We start from the raw sequence: 24,061 nt of genomic DNA on the forward strand, positions 1-24,061 counted from the left end.
TTCCAGGAACCAACACAACAAAATAACAACACCACAGTTGTAACCACAGTCTTCCCACCCCGGAAAACACCAGCCCCACCAAGGGCCGGCACACCCCCGGGGGACGGGTAACAAAGTTACGGCGGTCATAGCGTGGGGGAAACGCCCGGTCCCATTCCGAACCCGGAAGCTAAGACCCACAGCGCCGATGGTACTGCACCCGGGAGGGTGTGGGAGAGTAGGACACCGCCGGACACACATTAACGGCAGAGCCCCGACCACGACGGTCGGGGCTCTCCCCATTTAAACCAAGCGTGTTTAACCCAGGCGTGCGCCTTGTGCCACCGGTAGAGTTGGTGGTCATGGAAAACCTCTTCAGCCACCCCGAGCCGGAGCCCGAGTTGTCCCAGCAGGGCAGCAATGACCTGGAGCCGCTCATCATCAGCGTCGTTGTTCCAACGACCGTCCCACACGCCTTTCAAGGATTCACGGACCATCCACATTTATGGTGGCCGCTGGAACAGGAGAGCGTCTTTGGCGTGGGTTCCCACGTCGAGTTTGAGGAGAACCTCATTCTGGAGACCGCCGATGACGGCCGCACGTCCGTGTGGGGAACAATCGACGATTGGCAGCCTCCCCTGTCCTTCCATGCCAGCTGGTACCCAGCGAGTACCCCACTCTGGTCTACCGAGATCCGGGTGGCTTTCCGGGCCGTGGAAGAAGGCACCGAAGTGCGTCTGGTCCATGACGGGTGGGAAGGTGCTGAGGACCCTGCCGCCTCCCGTGCGTCATACGCCGAAGGCTGGCCCCGTGTCCTTGAACGTTACGTGAGGTTCATGGGCGGAGCCGTTGCCTAGGATCCGCAGGCTGAGGGCGAGTGACTGGCAGTTGCTGAAGGCAGTCCGCCTGGAGATGCTGACGGACACGCCCATGGCCTATATCGAGAGCCTCGATGCTGCGCGCCGGCAAACCGACACCCAGTGGCAGGAGCGTGCCACGGCAATGTCCGCGGATGCGAGTGTCACCCTGGTAGCTGATTCGGGCGTCGACGGGAGTGGATTCTGTGGACTGATGCGTGTGGTGCTCAAGCATCCGCAAGATCCGGGGAAGCCCCTGCAAGCGATGCTCATCAGCGTGTACGTCGCGCCCCGGCATCGTGGGCTGGGGCTGGCAGACGAATTGCTCAACCGTGCGTGCAAAGCTGCCTGCGAAGACCTCGGAGCACAACATCTGGAGCTCGGAGTACACCAAGACAATTCCCGTGCGTTGGCGTTCTACCGACGCCATAAATTTGAGACCACGGGAGCCAGCCGGCCCTATCCGCAGGACACGTCCAAGCTGGAACTCTTTATGGAGCGCTGCCTGCCCTGGCAGCCAACGGCCAGCTAGGTGGTGCCGGCCCTGGGCACCGCGGTGCTTGTCCGAACCACCAGTGTGGTTGGGTGTTCGGTGTCGGCAGGTTCAAGGACCAAGCCGTTGGTGATCGCGCCCAGGAGGGTGCGGACCGCCAGCGCTCCCTGTCCCTTGGCGTCTTGGTCGATGGTGGTGAGTCCAAGGACATTGCCGAGGTCATGACCGTCGATGCCCATCACGGAGAGGTCGTCGGGGATACGGAGCCCGAAGTCCCGGGCGGCCAGGATGGTGCCGATGGCCATTTCATCGGATGCTGCGAAGACGGCGGTGGGTCGCTCGGGTGAGCTGGCCAGCAATTGCCGTGCTGCCGCGTAAGCGCCTTCAATAGTGAAGTCGGCAGAAACGATCCATTCGGGCCTGACCGGACAGCCGGCGTCGTTCATTGCTTTCTCGAACCCGCCGCGGCGGGTTCCGGGAAGCTGGAAGTCTTGGTCGTAGGCATCGTGGCCCGTGATGTGCGCGATTTTGGTATGTCCCAGGCCAAGAAGGTGGTTGGTGGCTTTACGGGCGATCCCGGTGTCGTCGATCCGGATGGTCGAGGCTCCCGGCAGGGGGCCGCCGATACCGACAATGGGCCGATGCATTGCATGCAACTGCTGGAGCTCAGCCTCGCTGAGCTCCAGGGACACCGCAATGACTGCATCCACCCGTTTACGCAGCAGGAAGTCGGTGAACACGCTGTGACGATGTGCAGGGTTCTCGCCGATGTTGTACAGGGTGAGGTCGTAGCCGGCCTCCAGCAATGCGGCCGAGGCGCCCTCGATCACCGCCGAATAGAACCAACGGTGGACCGATGGCACCACCAAACCAACGTTGTGCGTGCGCCCGGATGCCAGGCTCGACGCATGGTAGGACACCACGAAGCCCAGTTCGGCAGCTGCTGAGCGGGCCTTTTCCCGGCTGGTGGGGGACACATTGCCCTTGCCACTCAGGGCCCGTGAAACGGTGGCAACGGACAGGCCTGCGCGCTCGGCTACGTCCTTGATGCCGGTCATGCTGCTCCTCGGTGGGGAAGTTAGCTGGCCGTAAGCCAGATCGTCTCACCCGAGCCTAGTTGATCAGCGTTGGCTTCCGCCGCGGAGCTCCGCAGGAGGGTCTGGCCTGCAGGGAGTGGCATCGCTTCAGCTCCTACGTTCATGATCACCAAGGTGTTTCCGTTGAGATACGCGAGCGACGAGCCGGTGCAGTAGTCTTCCACCCATGCGAGGGAACCCTGTCCCAGCCTGTGCGTGGCCCGCACAGCGAGCATCTCCCGGTACAGGTTAAGGTGCGACGCCGGATCGGACTCTTGCTTGTCCCTCGCCAAGGCGGGCCAGGACTCGGGCTGAGGCAGCCAAGGGTCCATCCCGCTACCGAATCCGGCATGCTGCTCTGTGGAACGCCACGGCAGCGGCACCCTGCAACCATCCCGGCCGATCCTGGCTCCGCCGGTGCGGGCAAAGGTGGGATCCTGGCGCATGCTGCCGGGAATGCTGGTGGAGTCCGGCAAGCCCAGCTCTTCGCCTTGGTAGAGGTAAGCGCCACCGGGGAGGCCGAGCATGAACATGGTGGCCGCGGCAGCTCGTCGTCGTCCGAGTTCTTCGTTCGGCGGAACGTCGTCGGGGCCGATGCCGTCGCCGTCGCGGGGTCCCGCTCCGTCGTACCCAAAGCGTGAGACGTGCCGGACAACATCGTGGTTGGACAGGACCCATGTGCTCGGGGCGCCGACGGCGTCGAGCGAGACCAGTGAGTCCGTGATGATGTGTCGCAAGCGGTGAACGTCCAGGCCGGCATGAAGATACGGGAAGTTAAAGGCCTGGTGCATCTCGTCGGGGCGGACCCACTGCGCCAGCCGGGGGAGCGGATCCACGTTGGCCTCGGCACAGAGGATGCGGTCCGGGCCGTACTCTTCGAGGATGGAACGCCAGCGTCGGTAGATGTCGTGCAGGGAGGGCTGCCCGAACATCGGCGCGTCATGGCCTGGGAAACCCTCGGAGCTGTTGCCATCTGCACGGCCGCCCCAGTTGGGAAGGCCGGCCGCTTTGACCAGCGCGTGGGCGACGTCCACACGGAAACCGGAGATGCCGCGGTCCAGCCAGAAGCGGAGGACGCGTTCAAACTCAGCGTGGACAGCCGGGTTGTCCCAGTTGAAGTCAGGCTGCGAGGAGTCGAAGAGGTGCAGGAACCATTGGCCGGGCTGTCCGTTCGGTTCGATGATGCGCGTCCATGCCGGTCCGCCGAAATGGGACTGCCAGTTGTTGGGAGGCTCGTTGCCGTCGGGTCCTTGGCCGTCCCGGAAGATGAACATGTTCCGCTCAGGGCTGTCGGCACCAGCTGTCAGCGCGGATTGGAAGGCGACATGCTGGTCAGAGCAGTGGTTGGGTACAAGGTCCGCGATGACACGCAGGTTAAGCCTGTTCGCCTCCGCGATGAGTCCGTCGAAGTCGGCCAGGGTGCCGAAGAGAGGGTCGACGTCGCAGTAATCGCTGACGTCGTAGCCCGCGTCCCGCTGGGGTGAGCGGTAGAACGGCGATAGCCACACGGCGTCGACGCCCAAACCGGCCAGCTGCTCCAGTTCGGCCGTGATACCCGCCAGGTCGCCTACACCGTCACCGTTCAGGTCGCGGAAGGACCGGGGATAAATCTGGTAGATCACGGCGGAACGCCACCACCCGTGCGCCGTGGAAGCGTCGTGGACAGGCGTGAGCTGCGTGAATGCTGCTGAAGGCTGGTGGGCCGCAACCGGGAGCAATGAATCGACGGACATGGACACATCGTAGAAGACATCATCGAAAATTGAAAACGCTTCCAACCCAAAGTATCCTTATCGTTTCTGTATCGAAAGCGCGCAGGGATTCCCGGCTGCATATCCATGACCTCGCGTCTGGAAGCGCTTGCAGCGGCGTTGGGGCACTGCCGGGACGACGCCGTATTCACGTCAGGGACGCAACTCTTTGCGGTGCTTTTCTTTGCCGTGCTTCGCCCGCCGCGCTGGCTAGACTGTGACCACAGAAAACACTGCGAAGACTGCCGGTTTGGCGTGTCCGCGGTGCTCATGTGGAGGGAATGCCTTGTCGGACGAAACGGCCATGGCCGGTACATCAGAGGAAAGCATCAAGGACCGTACCGCCGGTCATGCGGAAGAGAACCGGCAATCGGCCGGGCAGCGGGCGTTTTTGCAGGAGTTGGCAGCCAATCTCCAGGCCGGCCAAATCGCGGAGGATGAGGAAACCCTCACCGTCTACTCCGTGGATCAAGGGCCGATGGTGGAGAGGCACCTGCCCCTCGCAGTGGTCTGGGCCGAGTCGGTGGCGGACGTGCAGCACGTCGTCCGCAGCTGCGCCGCGCACGGGGTCCCCATCGTTGCCCGAGGCGCCGGAACCGGTGTATCGGGCGGCGCACACGCCACCCAGGGGTGCGTCGTCCTGGGCCTGGAACGGATGAACCGCATCCTGGACCTTAACCCCGACGACGAGACCGCCGTCGTCGAACCCGGCGTCATCAACGCCGACCTGAACGCTGCCGCCGCTGAACACGGCCTCATGTACGCGCCGGACCCTGCCAGCTACAAAATGTCCACTATTGGCGGCAACGTCGCTACCAATGCCGGGGGACTGCGCTGCGCAAAATACGGAGTGACGCGCGATTCCGTGCTGGCTCTGGATGTCGTCATGGCAGATGGCTCATTGATGCACACCGGCCACCAGACTTTCAAAGGCGTTGCGGGGTACGATCTCACTGCGCTGCTGGTAGGTTCCGAGGGAACGCTTGGAATCGTGGTGGGTGTGACGGTTCGCCTGAAATACCTGCCGCGCGAAATCCACACCATGGCTGCCTTCTACCAAGACTTCCGCAGCGCGGCCGCCGGAGTCCTGGCCGTAGGCAGGGCCCGCGTGCAGCCAGCCATCATGGAACTCCTGGACAACGGCACGTTGGTGCAGCTGGACGAACTGCACGGCGGCGACCTGCAAAAGCGCGGCAAGTCCTTGCTTCTGATCCAAACGGACGGGTTTGGCGCAGCCGCGGAAGCCGACGTCGTCCGGCAAGTACTTGCCCAGGGCGGTGCCACAGTGACCACGGAAGCCAGTGCCGAAGCCGAAATGCTGGTGGAGCTGCGTCGCAACAGTCGTGGAGTCGAAGTGGACGATGAATTCAGGGTGGGTGAGGACATCGCTGTCCCGCGTTCCCGACTGGTGGACTTCGTAGCCGCGCTTGAGGCCATGGCGGAACGTTTCCAGGTACGGCTCAAAGTGGTTGCCCACGCCGGCGACGGAAACCTGCACCCCACTTTCTGGATGGACCGGGTTGATCCAGCCACGGATGCAGACGCCCTGCAACGCCTCAACGCTGCCCTGGACGAATCCATCCGCGTCGGCCTGGACATGGGTGGCACCATCACGGGCGAGCACGGCGTAGGCCAATACAAGTTGCGCTGGCTGGGCCTGGAGCAGCCCGAGCCGGTGCGTGAACTGCAGCGCAGGATCAAGGAGCTGTTCGATCCCCAGGGGATCCTGAATCCGGGGAAAGCCATCTAGCACTTCTGGTATTCCAAAACTTTCACTCGGCCCGCCTGTCATATCTGAACGGCATTATTACCTGCATTTACTTCCCACCATTCTCCCCCTAGGCTTACTTGGTATACCAAAGATGCTATGAGGAGAAGACGTGCGCGAGAAGCGGCAGGCCCGGGTTGGAGCAAGTCCGAGGTTGATGACTGGTTTGGTGCTGCTTGCGCTGGTCATGGTGTCCATCAATCTCCGGCCCGCCATCACCACCATCGCCGGTGTGATGGACCAGATTCCGGGCGTCTTCGCCCTTGACCCCGCACTGCTGCCGCTCCTGGGAACCTTGCCGGTCCTCGCCTTCGGAATCTCCGGGCCGATGGGGCCCTGGTTGGCTCGACGGCTGGGAACCGGTCCAGCGGTGGCCGTTGCGCTCACGGTCCTGGCCGCTGCACTGGTCCTCCGGGCCACAGTCCCGGCGCTCTTGCTGCCGGGCACCTTCGTTGCAGGCATGGCGATCATGACAGCCAGCGTGCTGGTTCCGCAGATCGTCAAAGCCAACCGGGGCACAGGCTGGTGGACAGGGCTCTGCACCATGGGCTTTGGGCTGGGGGCGGCGCTGGGGGCGGGGTTGGTGCAACCTCTCCGGCAGGCCTTAGGGGGGAGCCTGGCAGGGGCGCTGGCTGTGTGGGCAGTTCCAGCACTCTTCGGAGCTGTCCTCATCCAGCGCACAGGAGGACGCCCGACGGCGGCACTGACTGCCGCGGGCAAGGTCACCTCAGCGGCGGGGGACGCTTCGACGCCGAGGTGGGATGCGGCGTCGTCCGCTGTTGTCCCCACCGCGCCCGCTATGCCCTTGCGGAAGCAGCGCACAGCATGGGCGGTGACGGCATTCTTCGGGCTTCAAGCCATGCTTTACTTTGCCATCACATCCTGGCTGGCCGTGTACCTGGTGTCCCGGGGACTTGCGTCCGCTGACGCCGCAGCCCTCTTGGCCTGGTTCAGTCTCGCGGGGCTCCCGGCCAGTCTGCTGGCCCCGGTCCTTGCCAGCCGCCCGGCCATTCTGCGCTGGATGGCTCCGGGACTTGGCGTGCTGGTGGCCGTGGCACTGCTCGGTGTTCTGGTGGCACCAGCGGAGCTTCAGTTCCTGGCTGTCGGGGTGCTGGGAATCGTCCAGAGCGCCGGATTCGGGCTGGCCATGGCCCTGGTGGTGATCCGCTCGGCCGGGCCCCAGTCCGCGGGACGCCTGTCCGCCATGAGTCAGGGATTTGGCTTCGCTGCGGCGTCCCTCGGTCCACTCGGAGCAGGGCTTCTGCACTCCATGACAGGCGGGTGGGAAGCAACGTTCTGGGCGCTCGCGGCCGAGGCTGTGGTGCTGGCAGGCGCTGGCTTCTTTGCCATCCGGGCGCCGTTGGTGCGGGTGGATGAGCTTGGGGTGGCTGCGGAGCGTGACATGTCCACAACAGGCGTGGCAGGAACGAACCCCGCCGCGAGATAGGTTGCCAGAGCGCCTTTGTTGGCTCCTTCTGCGGCCACCACCACACTGGAGGAACCCATCTCCCGCAGCACGGCCGCTCCCGCGCGGGTGATCTCCACCCCGTAGCCGCGCCCGCGGGGGTGGATGTTGGTTGGGAACTTAGGCTTTGCTGCTGGCCCGGTGCCGGAGGTGTTGGATTGCACTGATCGCGAGTGCTGCTGCGAGAACCGCGTAGAGGGTGACGGTGATGGGACTGCCCACCAGAATGCCCAGATCCCCCTCGGATACTGCCAGGGCGCGGCGGAGTTCGGTTTCTGCCATGGGCCCGAGGATCACTGCGATGAGTACCGGTGCCAGGGGAATGTTGTAGCGGCGCATCAGGAATCCGAGGAGGCCGATGGCGATGAGCAGCCATAGGTCGAGGATCGCGGAGCTTACTGCGTAGACGCCGAGCATGGAGAACACTGTGATTCCGGCGTAGAGGTAGTGCTTGGGGATGCTCAGCAGTTTGGCCCAGACGGAGGCGAATGGCATGTTGATCATCACCAGAATCACAAGGCCAATGAATAGTGAGGCCAGCAGGGCCCAGACCAGGTCGCCACTTCGTTCGAAGAGCAGGGGGCCGGGTTGCATTCCGTATTGCTGGAAGGCGGCGAGCATGATTGCTGCCGTGGCTGACGTGGGAAGTCCGAGTGCGAGGAGGGCGCCCATCGCTGTACCGGCAGTGGCGTTGGCGGCGGCTTCGGGTGCGGCGAGGCCACGGATGGAGCCAGTGGTACCGAATTCCGGGTCGTTTCGACGTTTCGCTAGTTGTTTCTCGGTGCCGTAGGCCAAGAAGGTGGGTACTTCCGCACCGCCAGCGGGTATCAGACCAAAGGGAGCTCCGAATGCTGTGCCACGTAGCCAGGCGGGTAGGGCCTTTTTGAAGTCGGTGAGGTTCAAGCGGGCCCGGCCCTTGGTTTTGATTTGAGTGGCAGCGGGGTCGCGGTGGATGCGGGAGGCGATCTGGAAGACTTCGCCGAGTGCCAGGAGTCCGACGGTGATGACGATGACGGAGATGCCGTCAAAGAGTTGGGGCATGCCCAAGGTGAATCTGGCAGTGCCGCTGGGGCCGTCAATGCCGGCGAGGGCCAGGGCGAGGCCAATGCCCAGGGCTGCGATGCCGCGGATTACGGATTCGGAGACGACGGCGGAGATAGCCAGGAAGGCGAAGACTGCCAGCGCGAAGTACTCGGCCGGGCCGAACACGGTGGCCATCTTGACCAGGACCGGGGCGAAGAAGACCACGAGGGTGGTGGCGATCAGGCCGCCAATGAAGGCGCCGATGGCGCACGTAGCCAGAGCTTTGGCGGCCTGTCCGCTTTTGGCCATGCGGTGGCCCTCGAAGGTGGAGGCCATGGCGGAGGAGTTGCCAGGGGTGTTGAGCAGGATCCCGGAGGTGGAGTCGCCGAAGAGTCCGCCGAAGTAGATGCCGGCGAACATGATGAACGCCGCTGTGGGTTCCAGTGAAAAGGTGACAGGCAGGAGCAAGGCGACCGCCATGGCCGAGCCGAGTCCGGGAAGGACGCCGACGGCGGTGCCCAGGACGGCGCCGATCAGCACCCACAGGAGGTTGATGGGGGTGAGGGCGCTGGCGAAGCCGCCCATGAGGAGTTCGAGTTGTTCCATCAGAGGATCCCTCCTATGAAGCCGGAGGGCAGGCTGAGGCCCAGTCCGGCACCAAAAGCCAGTTGAGTTATTGAGGAAAAGAGCAGGCCTACGCCGACATCGAAGATGGGGCGGTGGCTGCCGAGGGCATATGCGACAACCCAGAACAGCATCGCTGCGCTGATGATCCAGCCGACGGGGTTCAAGAGCAGGACGAAGGCCACCAGGCCGGCCAGCATTATCCCTACTGTCCGCCAATCGGTGTAGGTCTTCCACGTTTTGGCCGGTGTTTGCGATACCCCGTCTTCAAACTTCTGGTCTTCCTCCTTTCCCAATTGACCCAGGTCGTGCAGCATGTCTGCGGAGAATTGGCCGTGTCCGGGGTGGACGGAATTGTCAGGGGCTTTGGGTGAGCGGAGGATCTGGATGGCCAGCAGGGTGGCCACCAGGTAGAGGATGATGCAGACCAGGATGGGAAAGAACTGCGGGCCGGGTGCCGACTTGCCCTGCACTTTCATCGTGGCAGTGCCGATGGTGAGGAAAATTGCCAGGGCGTAGAGTACGGCGACGACAATGAATTCGCTGCGGCCCGTTCGGAAGCCGGGTTGGGGGTTTCGCTGCGTGTCCTTGGCGGATCCTGCTTCTGGCTGGTGCTGGGTGATGCTCATAGGCCGAGGTCCTTTACGATTTCTTGGGCCGTTGCAACTTCGTCTTTGATGAACCGCTCGAATTCTTCGCCGGTTGAGAAGGTGTCTGTCCAGCTGTTGCGCTTGAGGGCTCCCTGCCAGTGGTCTGTGCTGCGCATCTCGGTGACGATCTCGATGAGCGATGCCTTCGCTTCGTCCGTGGTTCCAGGTGCCGCGACGAAGCCCCGCCAGTTGGACATGGATGCGTCAACACCCTGCTCCTTGAAAGTGGGCACGTCCACGCCCTCAAGCCGCTGGTCCGAAGAGATGGCCAGGGCTCGAAGTGTTCCGGCCTCGATCTGGTCCCGGACCTCGTTGTAGCCGGACATGCCAGCGGCAGTGGTGTGGGACAGGAGGGAAGTGAGCGCCTCGCCGCCCCCGGAGTAGGCGATGTAGTTCACGTCCTTGGGGTCGATGCCCACGGTTTTGGCCACCATGGCGCTCAGGAGATGGTCGATCGAGCCCAGGGAACCGCCGCCGATGGAGGTTCCCCCCGGATCCGCTTTCCACGCTTCCAGGAAGTCATTGAGCGTCTGAAACGTCGAATCGGCAGGCACCACCAGGGCCGCGTAATCATCGGCCATCCGGGCAATGGGGACAACGTCAGCCATGGACTCGGGGTTGTCGCCGAGCTCGATGGCCCCCACCATCACGCCACCGGTCACCAGAAGCGCATCTTCGCGCCCCGGTGTCTGCACGAACTGGCTTAGGCCAATTGTTCCGCCAGCTCCCGGGACGTTGACTACCTGGACGTTGTTGACGACGCCGCCGCTCTTGAGCGCCTGCTGCCCTTCACGGGCAAAACCGTCCCAACCACCACCAGGTGCTGCCGGGGCGATCAGGGCGAGCTTGTTTCGTGCCGTACTCGTACCACCGGCGGTACCGGCATTTATGAACGCAAGCGCGGCCACGACGGCAACGACCAGGCCGAACATGGCATTGCGTAGGGGGATTTTCATGGTTCTCGTTCCGTAACGACGTTGTTGGGCGGTGCGAAAAGTAGTGTGCCGTGAGCCACCTTAGCTATGGAAGCCATGCAGTGACTGGCAAGTATTCGTCAGCATACCTATGTATACAATGAAATACAGTTATACATGTGATGGCTGTCACGGGCAAGTCTTCGCCAGCAAATGAGTCTATTGTGCAAATGTATACGTTTGTATACAGTTGGATTCACTGACCGACTGAAAGGACTTATGGATGTCTATTGGTAATGAAGCCAAGCCAGCGGGCGCGGACAACGTCGACGTGATCGTGGTGGGCGGCGGGAACGCCGGATTCACGGCAGCGCACGCAGCCGCTGTCCGGGGGCGGAGAGTTGTTCTGCTCGAAAAGGGCAACGAGGACATGGCAGGCGGGAACAGCTTTTACACCGCCGGTGCAACCCGGATCGCACACGACGGGGTCGCTGATCTCCTGGACTGGGTGGAACCGGATGAGCGGCATAGCCGCACAGAAGTTCCGCCCTACTCCGCGGATGAATACGCCGCTGACCTCGCCAAAGTCACTGAAGGCCGAAACGACCCCGAACTGACCAAGGTTTTGGTCGAGGAATCCCAGCCCACGCTTCGCTGGCTCAACAGCCTGGGCCTGAAGTACCGTCTGATGTACGAACGCCAGGCCTTCGAACGCCCGGACGGCTCCTTTCTTTTCTGGGGCGGCCTGCACGTGGGAAACGTAGGCGGAGGCGAGGGCCTGATCGCCGACCACACCCGGGTTGCCACCGAGCTGGGGATCGATGTCCGCTACGGCCATGCAGCGCAGAGCCTCATTGTCGAGAACGGGCGCGTCACCGGCGTCGTCGTAACAACAGCTGACGGTGAGCTGCGCCTGCTTGCCGAGTCAGTGATCCTTACCGCCGGCGGGTTCGAATCCGATCCCCAGTGGCGGCGAGAGCATCTGGGAGAAGGCTGGGAAAACGCCAAGGTCCGCGGAACCCCGTACAACACAGGAGACATGATTGCTGCTGCGCTGCAGATCGGTGCCGCCAAGGGCGGTGACTGGAGCACGTGCCACAGTGTTCAGTGGGACGCCTTTACCGCCACGAATGAGAGCAATCGGGAACTTACCAACAGGCTTACGCGTCAGAGCTACCCGTTCGGAATCATTGTGAACACCGAAGGCGAGCGTTTCCTGGACGAGGGTGCAGACTTCCGGAACTACACCTACGCCAAGTACGGCAAGGAAATCCTGAAGCAGCCCGGATCGGTCGCATACCAGATCTTTGATGCAAACCTTCGTCCCATGCTGCGGACAGAAGAGTACGACATGCCGGGCATCTCCGTGGAAGTTGCGGACACTCTGGAAGAACTGGCAACCAAGATCGGCATTGACCCGGAACAACTGTCCAAGACGGTGACCAACTTCAATAACTCAATCGATCGCAGCATCACCTTTGACCCGAATATCAAAGACGGTCGCGCCGCGGCTACGGAGCCGGTCAAGAGCAACTGGGCCGCCCCCATCGAAACCGGGCCCTTCTACGCCTACGGGGTCACCTGTGGCATCACCTTCACGTTTGGCGGCATCAAATCCGACACCCATGGCCGTGTCCTCAATGCTGAGGGCAAGCAGATCGAAGGCCTCTTTGTAGCCGGTGAAATGCTTGGCGGCCTGTTCAGCGCCAACTACCCAGGCGGTAGCGGGCTTGCTGCCGGATGCGTCTTCGGACGACGGGCGGGACACCTGGCGTAAAGTTGCTTCGAACACGCCGCGGCAGCGGCGCTAGAGACAGCCCAGCCCCATTTTCCAAGGACCAGTCAAGTGACGGATACAGCATCAGCCCCACGCGTGGATGGCGAAACCATCTTCCTGACACTGCGGGGGGAAATCCTGTCCGGTGTACATCAACCCGGAACCGCTATCCGCGAAACGTCATTAGCTGAACGCTTCGGCGTCTCCCGGACGCCCGTCCGGGAGGCGCTGTCCCGCCTCCAGCACGAGGGGCTCCTTGAACGGGTAGCCAGGGGTCTGCAGGTTCCGCAAGTAGACCCGCAGCAGGTCATCCAGATCTATGACATGCGCATCCTCCTCGAGGAAGAAGCCGCGCGGCAAGCAGCCAAAGCCCGTCAATTCCCGGACCTCATGCGGCTCGAGGCATTGCTGCAGCGCGACAGGCAACTCCAGGACCCGGACGACCACACCAGAATTACAACAAACCTCGAGTTCCACGCCGCCGTGTGGAACTGCGCCCACAACACTGTCCTCCGGGACCTCCTGGACCGCCTGTCAACGCACCTTATCCACGCACCACGGTCCACGCTCTCTACCGGAAACCGCTGGGCCGAGTCCCTGGACGAGCACGAGGCACTCATTCATGCCATCGACCAGCAAGACAGTGATGCGGCCGGAAAGATTGCCCGGCAACACATGGAGACAGCGCGTGCCCTGAGGCTGCAGCTTCTACGGGAGACAGCCCTGCAACATCCGCTGGCAAGCCACAGTTCCCAGCGGTAGCGCACACTGCTTCAGGCGGCGGAAAAGGCAGTACCCCAAGCCAACGGTTCTATCGACTGCCGGAGCCAGTCCGGCATCCGCTCTCCGAGGGCCGCGCCGCGCACCTCGTGGCGTTCCTGTCGGACCCTGCGCCGGCCGGAGTTCTCAGTCGAGTACCACGACGGAGCCGGCGAGTACTTGCCAGCGGCCGTCAATGATCCGCCATTCCCGGTGCCACAGCAGCTGGACCTCGATCTGTGATCCGTGGATGTGGAGCACAGCGCGGGCAGTGGTGTCTGTTGTGCCGCTGCCGTCGGATTCGAGGGTGCGCCGGTTGGTTTCCTCGATTCGGTCAAAATTGGTGGCCCCAGTGCGGTGTGCTTCCAGATCTGCCTTCTTGGTGAGGACCGTGCCCTCAGGGCCGATGAACTTCAGGTCATCGGAGATGAGCCGGTCCAACGCTTCAAGGTCACTGGCCCGCATGGCATCCAGGAGTTCGTCTTCGGCGGCATCAATTGTGCGGCCAGCATTGTCGTGGGTGGTCACATCGAAACCCTAGCAGCGCGTTGGGCTGGTGCCGCTGAACGACGTCTGTCGTGAGTGGCCTTCGCGCCGGCGTCATGACCGAGGAGCCAGGCACTACCTCCGCGCTTCTCCGGCAGGCCACGGCCTGTTGAATGTCAGGGGCCGGGCGTATCCTCGGCGGTATGACGACTTCACCAGCCGGGGCCAATCAACCAGGGGCGCCCGCTACGGAAATTCTTGAGACCAACCAGTGTTGGGAGCTCCTCCGTGGAGTCTCAGTGGGACGGCTTGCCGTATGGGTGGACGACCACCCGGACATCTTCCCCGTGAACTACAAAGTGGACCACGGCACCATGGTGTTCCGTACCGGCGAAGGCACCAAGCTCCACGCTGCGCTCAGTGACGTTCCGGTGGCCATCGAGGCTGATGGCGTTAACGCCGACACCGGCGTGGCGTGGAGCGTAGTAGTCAAGGGCCAGGCCTCAGCTGTGGAACTCACCCAGGACGTGCTGGACACCATCGGGCTGCTGCTCTTCCCGTGGGAGGCCGGACAGAAGGACCAATTCATCCGTATCACTCCTAGCAAGGTGACGGGCCGGCGCTTCACGGTAACGCCACCGGTGACATGGTGGACGCCTCTGGACGATGCTCCCACAGCGCGAGGCGAGTAACGCTTAACGCAGAAACCCGTCCTCGTTCGAAACTCCCCGCGCTGCGCGGCGAGGTGTTCGGACAAGGACGGGTTCAAAGAGGAGCTATACGAGTTCCAGCTGATCTGCCACCACCTTGCCGGCGTGGATCACCGTACGGTCCTTGCCCCGGTCCATCACCGTGGAGGCCACCGTTTCACCGTCCACCAGCAGCAATTCGGCAGGATCACCGACGTCGACGCCGGGGCGGTGGGCTATGTCCTTCAGCCGGGTCGCGTTGGGGTCAAGGATGCTTGCCCCACCGATCGTGGCGATGGCCAGGCAGTGCTCGATCAGTTCGTCCCGCCGGAAGCCGTGAGTGAAGGCCAGTTGCCAGGTCCGGTCCAGCATGTCGGTGTTGCCGTAAGGGGACCAATAGTCGCGCTGGCCGTCCTCGCCGAGCCCCAAACGGACACCTGCCTCCGTGAGGAGGGGGATGGGCAACTGCCCGGCCGCGGACGGAGCAACCGATGCGAGGGAGACATCCAGCTCCGCAAAGGCATCGATCAACCGGCGGGTAGTGGCCTCGTTAACGCTGCCCAGCTGGTACGCGTGGGACATAGTGACCTTGCCTTGCATACCCAGCGCCCTGGTCCTTTCCAGCACCAGGTCCGTGCTGAAGACGCCCAGTTCGCCGGGCTCGTGGAGGTGGATGTCAATGGGCACCTGGTACTTCTCCGCCAGGCCGAACACGATGTCCAGGTGTTGTGCCGGATCCCGGTCAAGCGTGCACGGGTCGATGCCGCCCATCACATTGGCCCCGGCCTTGAGTGCCTCTTCCATGAGGTCCACCGTGCCCTTTTCAAGCAGCAGACCGGCCTGTGGGAACGCGATGATGTCCACGGAAGCCTGGCCCGCAAACTTCTCCTTGGCGGCAGCAACGGCGTCGAAACGTTCCAGCCTGCAGTCCACATCCACCTGCGCGTAGGAGCGGACCCGGGTGGTTCCGCGGGCGATCATCCGGCCCAGGGTGTCGTTGACGCGCTCCTGCAACGGAACCTCGGCATTTCGCCAGTTCTGCCGGTCGTTCATCATCATGGTCCACACGCCGGGACCGCCGGTGTGCTCACGGAAGGGCAGGCCGATCCGGGTGGAGTCAAGGTGCACGTGGACGTCGGAAAAGGAAGGCAGCAACAAACGTCCGCGGCCTTCCACTACGGTCACGTCGGCTGGAACGGCGCGGTCCGGGTCATGAGGTTCGACGCCGGTGATCTTGCCGCCTGTTTCGCCCGCAACAATACTTACGTCGCTGAGCGCTTGCCCCCACGGACGGACGGCACGGATCAGGGTATTCAATGGTTGCTCCTTTGGTAGTGAATCTATTGCCTGCGTCTATTTCACGCCTGCCAGGACCGCCGAGGCCACCCCGGTATGGTGGCAGGCCGGAGCCGCGGGGCTGGCTGGTGCGGGAATCTGGTCAATGCACCGCTGGCGTTGCTCCTCGGGAAGCGTGCCGATCAACGGGCAACGGGTCCGGAAGACGCAGCCGCTGGGTGGATTGGCCGGAGAAGGCAGGTCGCCGCGAAGACGGATTTTAACTTGTTCCCGTGCGGCACGGGGATCCGGCAGTGGTACCGCCGACAACAGCGCTTTGGTATAGGGGTGCAGCGGGTTCTGGAAAAGCTCGTCGCGGGGACCCTGTTCCACGATCTTTCCCAGGTACATCACGGCAACTTCATGGGAAATGTGCCGTACCACGGAGAGATCGTGGGCAATGAAGATGTAGGAAACGCCGGTGTCGCGCTGGATCTGCTGCAGCAGGTTCACCACCTGTGCCTGTACTGAGACATCCAGGGCAGACACCGGTTCGTCGCACACGATCACGGACGGGTTCAAGGAAATGGCCCGCGCAATTCCCACTCGCTGCCGTTGCCCACCGGAGAACTCATGGGGAAAACGGTTGTAGTGCTCCGGCTTCAACCCCACCTGGTCCAGGAGTTCCTTCACCCGGTTCTTGAGCCCACCCGGCGGATTGATCTTCTGGGCCACCATGGGAGCCGCAATGGCCGTGCCCACTGTCTGCCGCGGATTCAACGAAGCGAAGGGATCCTGGAAGATCATCTGGACTTTGCGCCGGAAGTTGTACAGCTCCTTGCCACGGAGTTGGCTGATATCCACCCCGTCCACCACAATCCGTCCGCCCGTCGGGTCCAGGAGCCTCGCCACCATGCGTCCGGTGGTCGACTTACCGCACCCGGACTCACCCACGAGACCCAAAGTCTGGCCTCGGGCAAGACTGAACGACACGCCGTCGACCGCTTTGACCGAGCCCTTTGCGGAGCCGGGAAGGAGGCCGCCCTTCAGCGGGAAGTGCTTCTGCAGGTTCTCCACCTGGAGGATTGGCTGATGTTCCATGGCGGGTCCTAACGCGAATTCCGGATGGTGATGATCTGCGGGCCGCTCAAATGGCAGCGCTTGCCGTGCCCGTCTTCGACGCTCAGCTGGGGCCGCTGGCTGGCGCATAGGCCATCGTTGACGAGCTCGGCGTACTGGCATCGCGCGCTGAAGATGCAGCCCTTGGGCAGGTCAAGGAGCGACGGCGGCTGCCCGGGTATGGGGTTCAGCTGGCTTGCGGCGCTGTTCAGCGTGGGCATGGAGTTGAGCAAGCCCAGCGTGTAGGGGTGCTGGGTATCGTAGAAGATTTCGTCCACCGGCCCGGACTCGACGCACTGCCCGCCGTACATGACCAGTACGTTGTCACAGACTTCCGCCACCACACCGAGATCGTGCGTGATGAGGATCAGTGCCGAATTGGTCTCCTCCTGAAGCCCGGACATGAGGTCCAGGATCTGGGCCTGGACCGTCACGTCCAGCGCAGTGGTGGGCTCGTCGGCGATCAAGAGCTCCGGCTCGCAGATCAGTGCCATGGCGATCATGGCCCGCTGGCGCATTCCACCCGAGAAGTGGTGGGGGTACTCGTCGTAGCGCTGCTCCGGGCTGGGGATACCCACCCTTCCCAGCATGTCGACGGCGGCCGCACGGGCCTGCTTCTTGCTCGCCTTGTTGTGGACAAGGTAGGCCTCGGCAATCTGGTGGCCAACGGTGTAGAAGGGATGCAGGGCGGAGAGCGGATCCTGGAAAATCATGCCGATGTTGCGCCCGCGGAGCTGGCGCATGGCTGATTCAGGCAGCGTGACCAGGTCCTTGCCCTGGAACATCGCCTGGCCGCTGACCTGCGCCGATGTGCCTTTGAGCAAGCCCATGAGCGCCTGGCTGGTAACGGACTTACCGGAGCCGGATTCGCCCACGATGCCGAGGGTCTGGCCGCGTTCCAGCGCGAAGTCCATGCCGTTCACTGCGGAGACAACGCCGTCGTCCGTTGGGAATTTCACGGAGAGGTTCCGGACCTCCAGGAATGGCGCGGTGGCTTCTGAAGCCGGGGCGCCCGCCGCTGCCGCGGTGGTGTGTAACTGGGTCATTGGAGCCTCACTCGGGGGTCGATGGCGGCATAGGCGAGGTCCACCACAACGTTGGCGACGATGACGAAGAATGCAGCCAACATGGTGATGGCCATGGTGACAGGGAGGTCGCCGGAAATGGCGGCATGCACTGCGGTGAAGCCCAGGCCGGGGACGGAGAAGATCTGTTCCGTGAGGACTGCCCCGCCCAGAAGGAGGCCAATGTCCATACCGAGCATGGTCACCACGGGAGTGATGCCGGCCCGCACGCCGTGCTTGAACGTGACAGTCCGCGGCGCCAAGCCCTTGGCGCGGGCAGTTCGGATGAAGTCCTCGCCGAACGTCTCGATCATGTTGGTCCGGGTGACGCGGATATAGGAGGCGCTGAAGAGGACCGCCAATGCGATCCAGGGAAGCAGATAGTTGGCTACCCACGCCCCTGGTCCTTGCGGGCCGAAAGGACTATTGATCTCGTTCGTCGTGAACGGCAGCAGGTGCAACTGGTTGACGAACAGGAGCAGCAGGAACAGGCCGGTGACCGGGATAGGCAGTGAAACGCCTACCGAGGCTGCGCCGACGATGAACTTGTCCACCGGAGAACCCTTGCGCAGGGCGGCAAGAAGGCCCAGCCCGACGCCGGTGATGGTCCACAGCACCAGCGCGCCGATGGCCATGGAGAAGGTGTAGGGGAGTGAGCGGGCGATGATGTCCGCTACGTTCTCATTGGTTTGGAAGGACTTGCCGAGGCAGGGCCACTCACACAGTGTCTGGGCGCCGGGGGCACCGATCATCCGTGAGGAGAAGAGCCCGCGGATGTAGTCGGCGTACTGGACCAGGAAAGGCTGGTCCATTCCCAAGGCAACGCGGGCCTCAGCGACGCGTTCGGGCGTGCATTCCTGCCCACAAGCAGCAGCCGCGGGGTCCGAGGGGCCCAGCTGGAAGAGCGTGAAGGTGATGAAGCTGACGGCGGCGAGAAGCAGGACCAGCGATCCGGTCCGGCGAAGAATGAAAGTCATCATGGTGGTGGTTGCGGGCCGCCCGCTGGTGCAGGCGGCCCGCTTCTCCTTCTGGACTATTGGTTTTCGAAGTCCGACTACTGCTCGACGCCGACGATCGAGAGGTCGATGCCGCCGAAGAAGTAGCCCACCTGGGCATTGCGGACGTTCGAACCCACCACGCTGTTGGTGTGGCTGCGGATGAGCGGGACGATCGGGTAGGTCTTCAACGCCGATCCGAAGGCCTCGGACCACTTCTTGCCCAGTTCCTCGGACGTGCCATCCGTATTGCGGAGATCAAACATGGCCTTGGAAACTACGGGATCGAAGTAGCGGGACGTGTTGGAGAAGCCGTAGCTGGTGCCGTCGTTGTTCGGGCCCAGCAGGGGATCTGCGGAGGTACGGATGGACGCAGGATCGGCGCCGCCGCACCAGCCGGAACGGCCCATGTCCGGGAGTTGCTCGCTGGCCAGGATGGAGTAGTAGTTCGGTGCGGGAATCGCCACCAACTCCACCTCGATGCCCAAGGCCTTCAGGTTCTGCTGCACCACGGTGCCCGTGTTCTTGAAGGCATCCCGGTTGTTGGCGTAGCCGTACGTGAGGCTCTTGGGGTAATCCTTGCCTTCCAGGAGCTTCTTGGCTTCCTCCAGCTTGGGCTTCCCCGTGGGATCCAGCTCCAGTTCGGTCTCCACGTAGCCGCGCATCTTGGAGTTCAGCGGGCTCTGGGTGATCTCGCCAAAGCGACGTCCGCCGTACTGGACCAGGATGGACTGGCGGTCCAGCGCCAAGGCGATGGCCTTGCGGACATCCGGGTCCTTGATCTTTTCCGTGTTCAGGCTCAGGACGTCGTTGCATCCCAGCAGGCCGGAGGCAACGCGGTCCTTGACCTGGGCGTCGGCCAGCTTGGCGGAATCCGAGGTCTGCAGGGCGCCGTTGGAGTCCAGGGTGATGGCGTTCGGGTCCGAGTCGGCCAGGAGCTGCTGGCTGATGGTGGCCTGCGACGTTGAGAGCGAGAAGCTGAACGTGTCCGGAAGGGCAGAACGGTTGGGGTCCGTGGCGGGATCCCAGTGCGGGTTGCGGACCAGCTTGAGGGACTTGCCGCGGTTGTACGACTCCACCATGTAGGGCCCCGAGGAAACGGGGTGGTTGGTGTAGTCCAGCTTGGTGTCCTTGGCCTTCGGAACCGGGGCCGTGTTGGACCGCGATGCCAGGGCCGGGAACTCGGCGAACGGCTTCTTCAAGTGGAAGACCACGGTGCGGTCATCGGGCGTTTCAACCGCCTTGAGCACAGCGGAAGGATCCTTATACGGCCCCTTGTACCCACCGGCGTCGAGCGCTGCATTCAGCTCCTGCGGCGCTTGGGTGAAGACGTCCTGCGCGAAAGTTCGCTCCACGCCGTATTTGATGTCGGCCGACGTGATGGGCGTGCCATCCTCGAACTTCACGCCTTCCTTGAGGGTGAACGTCCAGCTCAGGCCGTCATCGGAGACCTTGCCTGTGTCCGTAGCGAGGTCCGGCACGACAGTTGGCGGCTGGCCTGCGGTTTCCTTGGCCATGGTCAGCGTGCGGTAGTACAGCTGGCCGACGTTGGCGGTCTGGACATAGTTGCTGTTGCCCGGATCCAGGGTCTGGAAGTCGGAAGACATCAGGACGTTGATATTTCCGCCCTTGCCGTTGAATCCGGACTTGACCACGTTGGGGGCCAGCTCCGTGACGGACCCGGCGGGCTTGGAACTGCTGGGCTGGCTTTGTCCGGCGCCACAGCCCGTGGCGGCCATGGCAATCAGCACGGAAAGAGCCAAGGCTCTTGCAGGGGTTTTCATGATGCTCCTTGTGAGGGGGTGAAAGGCGATGCGGGGGATGGGATGAGGGTCAGTGGCGCGAAGCCTTGGGGTCCAGGGCATCCCGGACGGCGTCGCCCAAGAGGTTGAATGCCAGGACGGTGATGATGAGCATGACGCCCGGTACAGCAAGGAACCATGGATCACTGAGGTACCAGTTGCCGGACTGGGCAGCGTTGAGCATCTGGCCCCACGACGGTGTGGGATCCTTGACGCCGACGCCCAGGAAGGACAGCGCTGCTTCGGCTGAAATGTTGGTGGGGATCAGCATGGTGGCGTACACCAGGACGACGCCCATGACGTTGGGGATGATCTGCCGGAACAGGACACTCAAGTGCGAGGCGCCAAAGGACCGGGCGGCTTCGACGAATTCGCGCTCGCGGAGACTCAGTACCTGGCCGCGGACAATGCGGGCGAGGTAGGCCCAGCCGAAGAAGCCCAAAATGATCACCAGCGAGGCCATGGGCAGGAAGCTGCCTTCACCCAGCGGCGTATCCCGGAGCCGGGACTGCAGGATGGGCGTCAGGGAGAGCACCAGGAGAAGGTGCGGGAACGCCAGGAACAGGTCCATGATGCGGCTGATGATGGCGTCGGTCTTGCCGCCAAAGTAGCCGGCGGCCGCGCCGAGGATTGTTCCGAGGACCACGGAGACAACCGTGGACAGCAGGGCGATGGTGAGGGAGACCTGTCCGCCGTAAGCAAGCCTGGCGAAAAGGTCGCGGCCCAGTCCGGGTTCCACGCCCAACCAGTGCTCGGCTGATGGATACATGTAGCCCGGGAGCGGCAACCCGGGAGTTTGGAAGTCGTCCAGCACTTCGGGGCTCGTGTTGGACGTGTAGGGGTCGTTGCCGGACATGGCGCTGAGCACCGGAGCAAGGATGGCGAACAACATGATGGCCACCACCACGCACAGGCTAAGGAGCGCGATCTTGCTGCGCCGGATCCTCAACCACGCTGTTGCGAGCAATGAGCGCGCCTCTGCGGGGGCGGCAGCCCTACTTTCCGGCGTCATTGCCGAGGGAAGCGGCGGACTGCCGGTGTTCGGTTCGACGGACTGTAACTGGGTCAACGGTTCTGCTCGATTCATGATCCAGGGAGCTGGCTCCGTGATTTCTTGTATACCAAAATAGAGTAGAGCACGATTCATGCGATGTAAATCACAAATAATGTACTGTTTGGAATACCAGAGAGTAGTTACTGAGAGTCCATCCGGACAGGAAATGGAGTTGCCGTGCCAACCAAGGTCACCGCCCGCTACGTACTGGGCCATCTCAACGGACGCCACGTGCTGCTGGAAAACGCATGCGTGGTCTACAGCGGCCACACCATTGAGTACGTCGGCCATGACTACACGGGTCCCGTGGACGAAGAACGGGACCTTGGCGATGCCTTGTTGATGCCTGGACTGATCGACCTCGACGCCCTCACCGACATCGACCACCTGATCCTGGACAGCTGGGCGGGCCCGGAGCAGGCCAAAGGCCACCAATGGTCCGAGGACTACTTCCGCAATCGACGCGCAGACGTCTTCACTGCCGAAGAGCGCCAGCAGGTCCGCGAGTACGCACTGATTCAGTTGATCCTGCACGGCGTCACCACCTACATGCCCATCGCATCCGAGGTCCATTCGGAATGGGCCGAGCCTTTCGAGGAACTTGTAGGTATGGCCGATACCAGCCGTCGTTTGGGCCTCCGCGCATACATGGGCCCCGCGTACCGCTCAGGCGTCAACGTGGTGTTGGAGAACGGCGAACGCTCAGTAATGTTCGACGGCGACCGTGGCCGTGAAGGTCTGGCCGATGCCTTGCGCTTCATTGACCATGCGGCGGAACTCGACGATCCCTTGGTCAATGGAGTCCTTCTCCCGTGCCGCATCGAGACCTTGGATATCGAACTGCTGAAGGAGACGGCGGCCGCGTCCGGGGAACGGGATGCCTTGGTGCGGCTGCATTCGCTGCAGGGACTGGTGGAGCGTCAACTCATCCTGGAATGGCACGGGGTGACGCCCTTGGAACTTCTGGACCAGGTTGGCTTGCTCAACCAACGCCTCCTGATCCCGCACGCCACCTACACGGACCGTAATCCTGCCGTGTACGGCGAGGACCGGGGCGACCTCGCCCGGCTGGCGGACAGTGGTGCCAGCATCATCCACTGCCCTTTGACCTCCATGCGCTATGGCAGCACGCTGGATTCGTTCAATGCCTACAAGGACGCAGGCATCAATATTTCCCTGGGCACGGATTCGTTCCCGCCGGACCTCATCCGGGGCATCGACGCCGGCGTTCAGCTCGCCAAGATCCTCGCAGGCACCAACGACGCCGGTGACGTTGCCGGATACTTCGACGCCGCCACGCTGGGAGGTGCTCATGCTTTACGCCGCCCCGACTTGGGACGGCTGGAGCCCGGCGCCCAAGCAGATATGGTTGCCTTCTCGCTGGGAGACCTTCGCGATGGCGTCCACGACGACCCGCTCCGGACCCTTCTCCTGAACGGCACGGCCCGCCAAGCCGTACTGTCCGTAGTAGCCGGGCGAACCCTGATGGCGGACGGCGCGATCCCCGGCGTAGACCTTGACTACTGGCGCCTGAAAGGCCAGGAACTGTTCGACAAGATGCGCCGCGCCTACACCGCCCGTGACATCGGGAACCGCCCTGCTGGTGAGCTGTTTCCCTCCGTGTATGCTCGGTTGGAACGCTGACCGGCGCCGTCCGGCACATGGAGCGGACGCTGGCATGAAGGGAAGTTTGACAGTGGCTGAGGCGATGCCTGAAACCGGAAATGGCCGCGATGAAGAGGCCCGCGCGGAGAACGTCTACCAACTGGTGCTTGAGGGCATCGTCACGGGCAAGTACGCCCAAGGCATGCGGTTGCGTGAACGCGAACTTTCGGAGGTCTACAGCGTCTCCCGTATTCCCGTGCGGGAGGCTATCCAGCGCCTGGAGCAGGACGGCTTTGTGGAGACCTTCCCCCGCCGCGGTGCGGTGGTCCGGCAACTGACGCTCACCGATGTCAATGAGCTTTTCGACATTCGCCTGTGCTTGGAAACCTTTGCCGCCAGGATGGCTGCCACCCGCGTGGCGGAGGGCAGCGACGGCGGCCGGCTGGAAGAGCTCATGGATGCCTCCAAGGCAGCCATCGACGGGGACCGGTCCGAAGACGTGGCTGTAATAAGCGCGGAGCTGCACGCAGAGATCGTGCGACTCTCCGGGAACAGGCTCCTGATCGAATCCGTGAAGCCCTTGTTCGGGCGGATGCGCTGGATCTTCGGTCTGGCCCACAACCGCAGCAATGAACTCCAACGCGACGAACACACGGAATTGTGCAACGCGATCCTGAAAGGCCGGCCGGACCTGGCGTACTCGCTGGCGTACTCGCACATCGAGCTGGGCCGCGAACCAGTCCTTGCCGGCCTCGCCGAGACCCTGGACCCGTGAGTTTTTGTACAGATAACGCCCTTTAGGGGACCTCTTCCGGGCGTTATCTGTACAAAAACTC

At 63.0% G+C, this 24,061-nt stretch carries 21 protein-coding genes and 1 rRNA gene; 10 read left to right on the forward strand and 12 right to left on the reverse strand.

Translation table 11 applies throughout. The features are described 5' to 3' along the window. Positions 1–117 precede the first annotated feature (117 nt). From rrf to N7568_RS03305, 3 genes are all read left to right on the forward strand, one after another. Positions 118–234 (forward strand): 5S ribosomal RNA (gene rrf, locus N7568_RS03295). 107 nt (positions 235–341) lie between these two features. Further along, positions 342–836, forward strand: coding sequence for an SRPBCC domain-containing protein (locus N7568_RS03300; protein WP_261609013.1), 495 nt, complete (start codon positions 342–344; stop codon positions 834–836). Continuing rightward, on the forward strand, positions 829–1,368 hold the full coding sequence (locus N7568_RS03305) for a GNAT family N-acetyltransferase (RefSeq protein WP_261608496.1): 540 nt from the start codon (positions 829–831) through the stop codon (positions 1,366–1,368). Before N7568_RS03300 ends, N7568_RS03305 begins: the two co-directional genes overlap by 8 nt. On the opposite strand, the gene N7568_RS03310 is transcribed toward N7568_RS03305, so the two are convergent. Next, the gene (locus tag N7568_RS03310) at positions 1,365–2,387 is read right to left on the reverse strand and encodes a LacI family DNA-binding transcriptional regulator (protein WP_261608497.1); all 1,023 of its coding nucleotides are present in this window, start codon (positions 2,385–2,387) and stop codon (positions 1,365–1,367) included. The genes N7568_RS03305 and N7568_RS03310 overlap by 4 nt on opposite strands. Positions 2,388–2,407: 20 nt before the next feature. Beyond that, a complete protein-coding gene (locus N7568_RS03315) occupies positions 2,408–4,138 on the reverse strand; it encodes a glycoside hydrolase family 13 protein (protein ID WP_261609014.1) in 1,731 nt (576 codons plus the stop codon). Between the two features lie 322 nt (positions 4,139–4,460). Between N7568_RS03315 and N7568_RS03320 the strand changes: the two genes are divergently transcribed. Together N7568_RS03320 and N7568_RS03325 are read left to right on the forward strand one after the other, a co-directional pair. Continuing rightward, entirely contained in the window at positions 4,461–5,906 is a 1,446-nt protein-coding gene (locus N7568_RS03320) for an FAD-binding oxidoreductase (RefSeq protein ID WP_261609015.1), read from the forward strand. 130 nt (positions 5,907–6,036) lie between these two features. Beyond that, on the forward strand, positions 6,037–7,371 hold the full coding sequence (locus tag N7568_RS03325) for an MFS transporter (protein WP_261608498.1): 1,335 nt from the start codon (positions 6,037–6,039) through the stop codon (positions 7,369–7,371). 138 nt (positions 7,372–7,509) lie between these two features. Here N7568_RS03325 and N7568_RS03330 read toward each other — a convergent pair whose 3' ends face one another. Genes N7568_RS03330 through N7568_RS03340 form a run of 3 tightly spaced genes read right to left on the reverse strand, consistent with a single transcriptional unit; the run spans position 7,510 to position 10,642 of the window. Further along, complete coding sequence (locus N7568_RS03330) at positions 7,510–9,018, reverse strand: tripartite tricarboxylate transporter permease (protein WP_261608499.1); 1,509 nt, start codon at positions 9,016–9,018, stop codon at positions 7,510–7,512. Beyond that, positions 9,018–9,665 (reverse strand): tripartite tricarboxylate transporter TctB family protein, encoded by a 648-nt coding sequence (locus N7568_RS03335; protein ID WP_261608500.1) that lies wholly within the window; start codon positions 9,663–9,665, stop codon positions 9,018–9,020. The genes N7568_RS03330 and N7568_RS03335 overlap by 1 nt, the downstream gene beginning before the upstream one ends. Beyond that, positions 9,662–10,642, reverse strand: coding sequence for a Bug family tripartite tricarboxylate transporter substrate binding protein (locus N7568_RS03340; protein WP_261608501.1), 981 nt, complete (start codon positions 10,640–10,642; stop codon positions 9,662–9,664). Before N7568_RS03340 ends, N7568_RS03335 begins: the two co-directional genes overlap by 4 nt. Before the next feature lie 241 nt (positions 10,643–10,883). On the opposite strand from N7568_RS03340, the gene tcuA reads away from it, so the two are divergent. Continuing rightward, a complete protein-coding gene (tcuA, locus tag N7568_RS03345; protein ID WP_261608502.1) occupies positions 10,884–12,377 on the forward strand; it encodes an FAD-dependent tricarballylate dehydrogenase TcuA in 1,494 nt (497 codons plus the stop codon). A 69-nt stretch (positions 12,378–12,446) separates the two neighbouring features. Continuing rightward, entirely contained in the window at positions 12,447–13,139 is a 693-nt protein-coding gene (locus N7568_RS03350) for a GntR family transcriptional regulator (protein WP_261608503.1), read from the forward strand. 144 nt (positions 13,140–13,283) lie between these two features. On the opposite strand, the gene N7568_RS03355 is transcribed toward N7568_RS03350, so the two are convergent. Continuing rightward, a complete protein-coding gene (locus N7568_RS03355) occupies positions 13,284–13,664 on the reverse strand; it encodes a nuclear transport factor 2 family protein (RefSeq protein ID WP_261608504.1) in 381 nt (126 codons plus the stop codon). Between the two features lie 161 nt (positions 13,665–13,825). On the opposite strand from N7568_RS03355, the gene N7568_RS03360 reads away from it, so the two are divergent. Continuing rightward, a complete protein-coding gene (locus N7568_RS03360; RefSeq protein ID WP_261608505.1) occupies positions 13,826–14,314 on the forward strand; it encodes a pyridoxamine 5'-phosphate oxidase family protein in 489 nt (162 codons plus the stop codon). Positions 14,315–14,398: 84 nt separating this feature from the next. Here the strand turns inward: N7568_RS03360 and N7568_RS03365 are convergent, their stop codons facing one another. From N7568_RS03365 to N7568_RS03390, 6 genes are all read right to left on the reverse strand, one after another. Further along, complete coding sequence (locus N7568_RS03365; RefSeq protein WP_261608506.1) at positions 14,399–15,628, reverse strand: amidohydrolase family protein; 1,230 nt, start codon at positions 15,626–15,628, stop codon at positions 14,399–14,401. Positions 15,629–15,664: 36 nt separating this feature from the next. Beyond that, entirely contained in the window at positions 15,665–16,687 is a 1,023-nt protein-coding gene (locus tag N7568_RS03370; protein WP_261608507.1) for an ABC transporter ATP-binding protein, read from the reverse strand. Between the two features lie 8 nt (positions 16,688–16,695). Then, positions 16,696–17,751: an ABC transporter ATP-binding protein gene (locus N7568_RS03375; RefSeq protein ID WP_261608508.1), complete on the reverse strand. Its 1,056-nt coding sequence runs from the start codon at positions 17,749–17,751 to the stop codon at positions 16,696–16,698. Then, on the reverse strand, positions 17,748–18,749 hold the full coding sequence (locus tag N7568_RS03380) for an ABC transporter permease (RefSeq protein ID WP_261608509.1): 1,002 nt from the start codon (positions 18,747–18,749) through the stop codon (positions 17,748–17,750). The genes N7568_RS03375 and N7568_RS03380 overlap by 4 nt, the downstream gene beginning before the upstream one ends. Positions 18,750–18,823: 74 nt before the next feature. Next, complete coding sequence (locus tag N7568_RS03385; RefSeq protein ID WP_261608510.1) at positions 18,824–20,548, reverse strand: ABC transporter substrate-binding protein; 1,725 nt, start codon at positions 20,546–20,548, stop codon at positions 18,824–18,826. 49 nt (positions 20,549–20,597) lie between these two features. Next, complete coding sequence (locus N7568_RS03390; RefSeq protein ID WP_261608511.1) at positions 20,598–21,653, reverse strand: ABC transporter permease; 1,056 nt, start codon at positions 21,651–21,653, stop codon at positions 20,598–20,600. A 144-nt stretch (positions 21,654–21,797) separates the two neighbouring features. Here N7568_RS03390 and N7568_RS03395 point away from each other — a divergent pair, with 144 nt between their 5' ends. Beyond that, a complete protein-coding gene (locus N7568_RS03395; RefSeq protein ID WP_261608512.1) occupies positions 21,798–23,264 on the forward strand; it encodes a chlorohydrolase family protein in 1,467 nt (488 codons plus the stop codon). A gap of 34 nt (positions 23,265–23,298) precedes the next feature. Next, positions 23,299–24,000 carry a GntR family transcriptional regulator gene (locus tag N7568_RS03400; RefSeq protein ID WP_261608513.1) on the forward strand — a complete coding sequence of 234 codons (702 nt, stop codon included), beginning with the start codon at positions 23,299–23,301 and terminating at the stop codon, positions 23,998–24,000. Positions 24,001–24,061 lie beyond the last annotated feature (61 nt).

Origin of the sequence: Paenarthrobacter aurescens, assembly GCF_025421775.1 — a bacterium.
GTDB classification, from domain to species: Bacteria; Actinomycetota; Actinomycetes; order Actinomycetales; family Micrococcaceae; genus Arthrobacter; species Arthrobacter aurescens_B.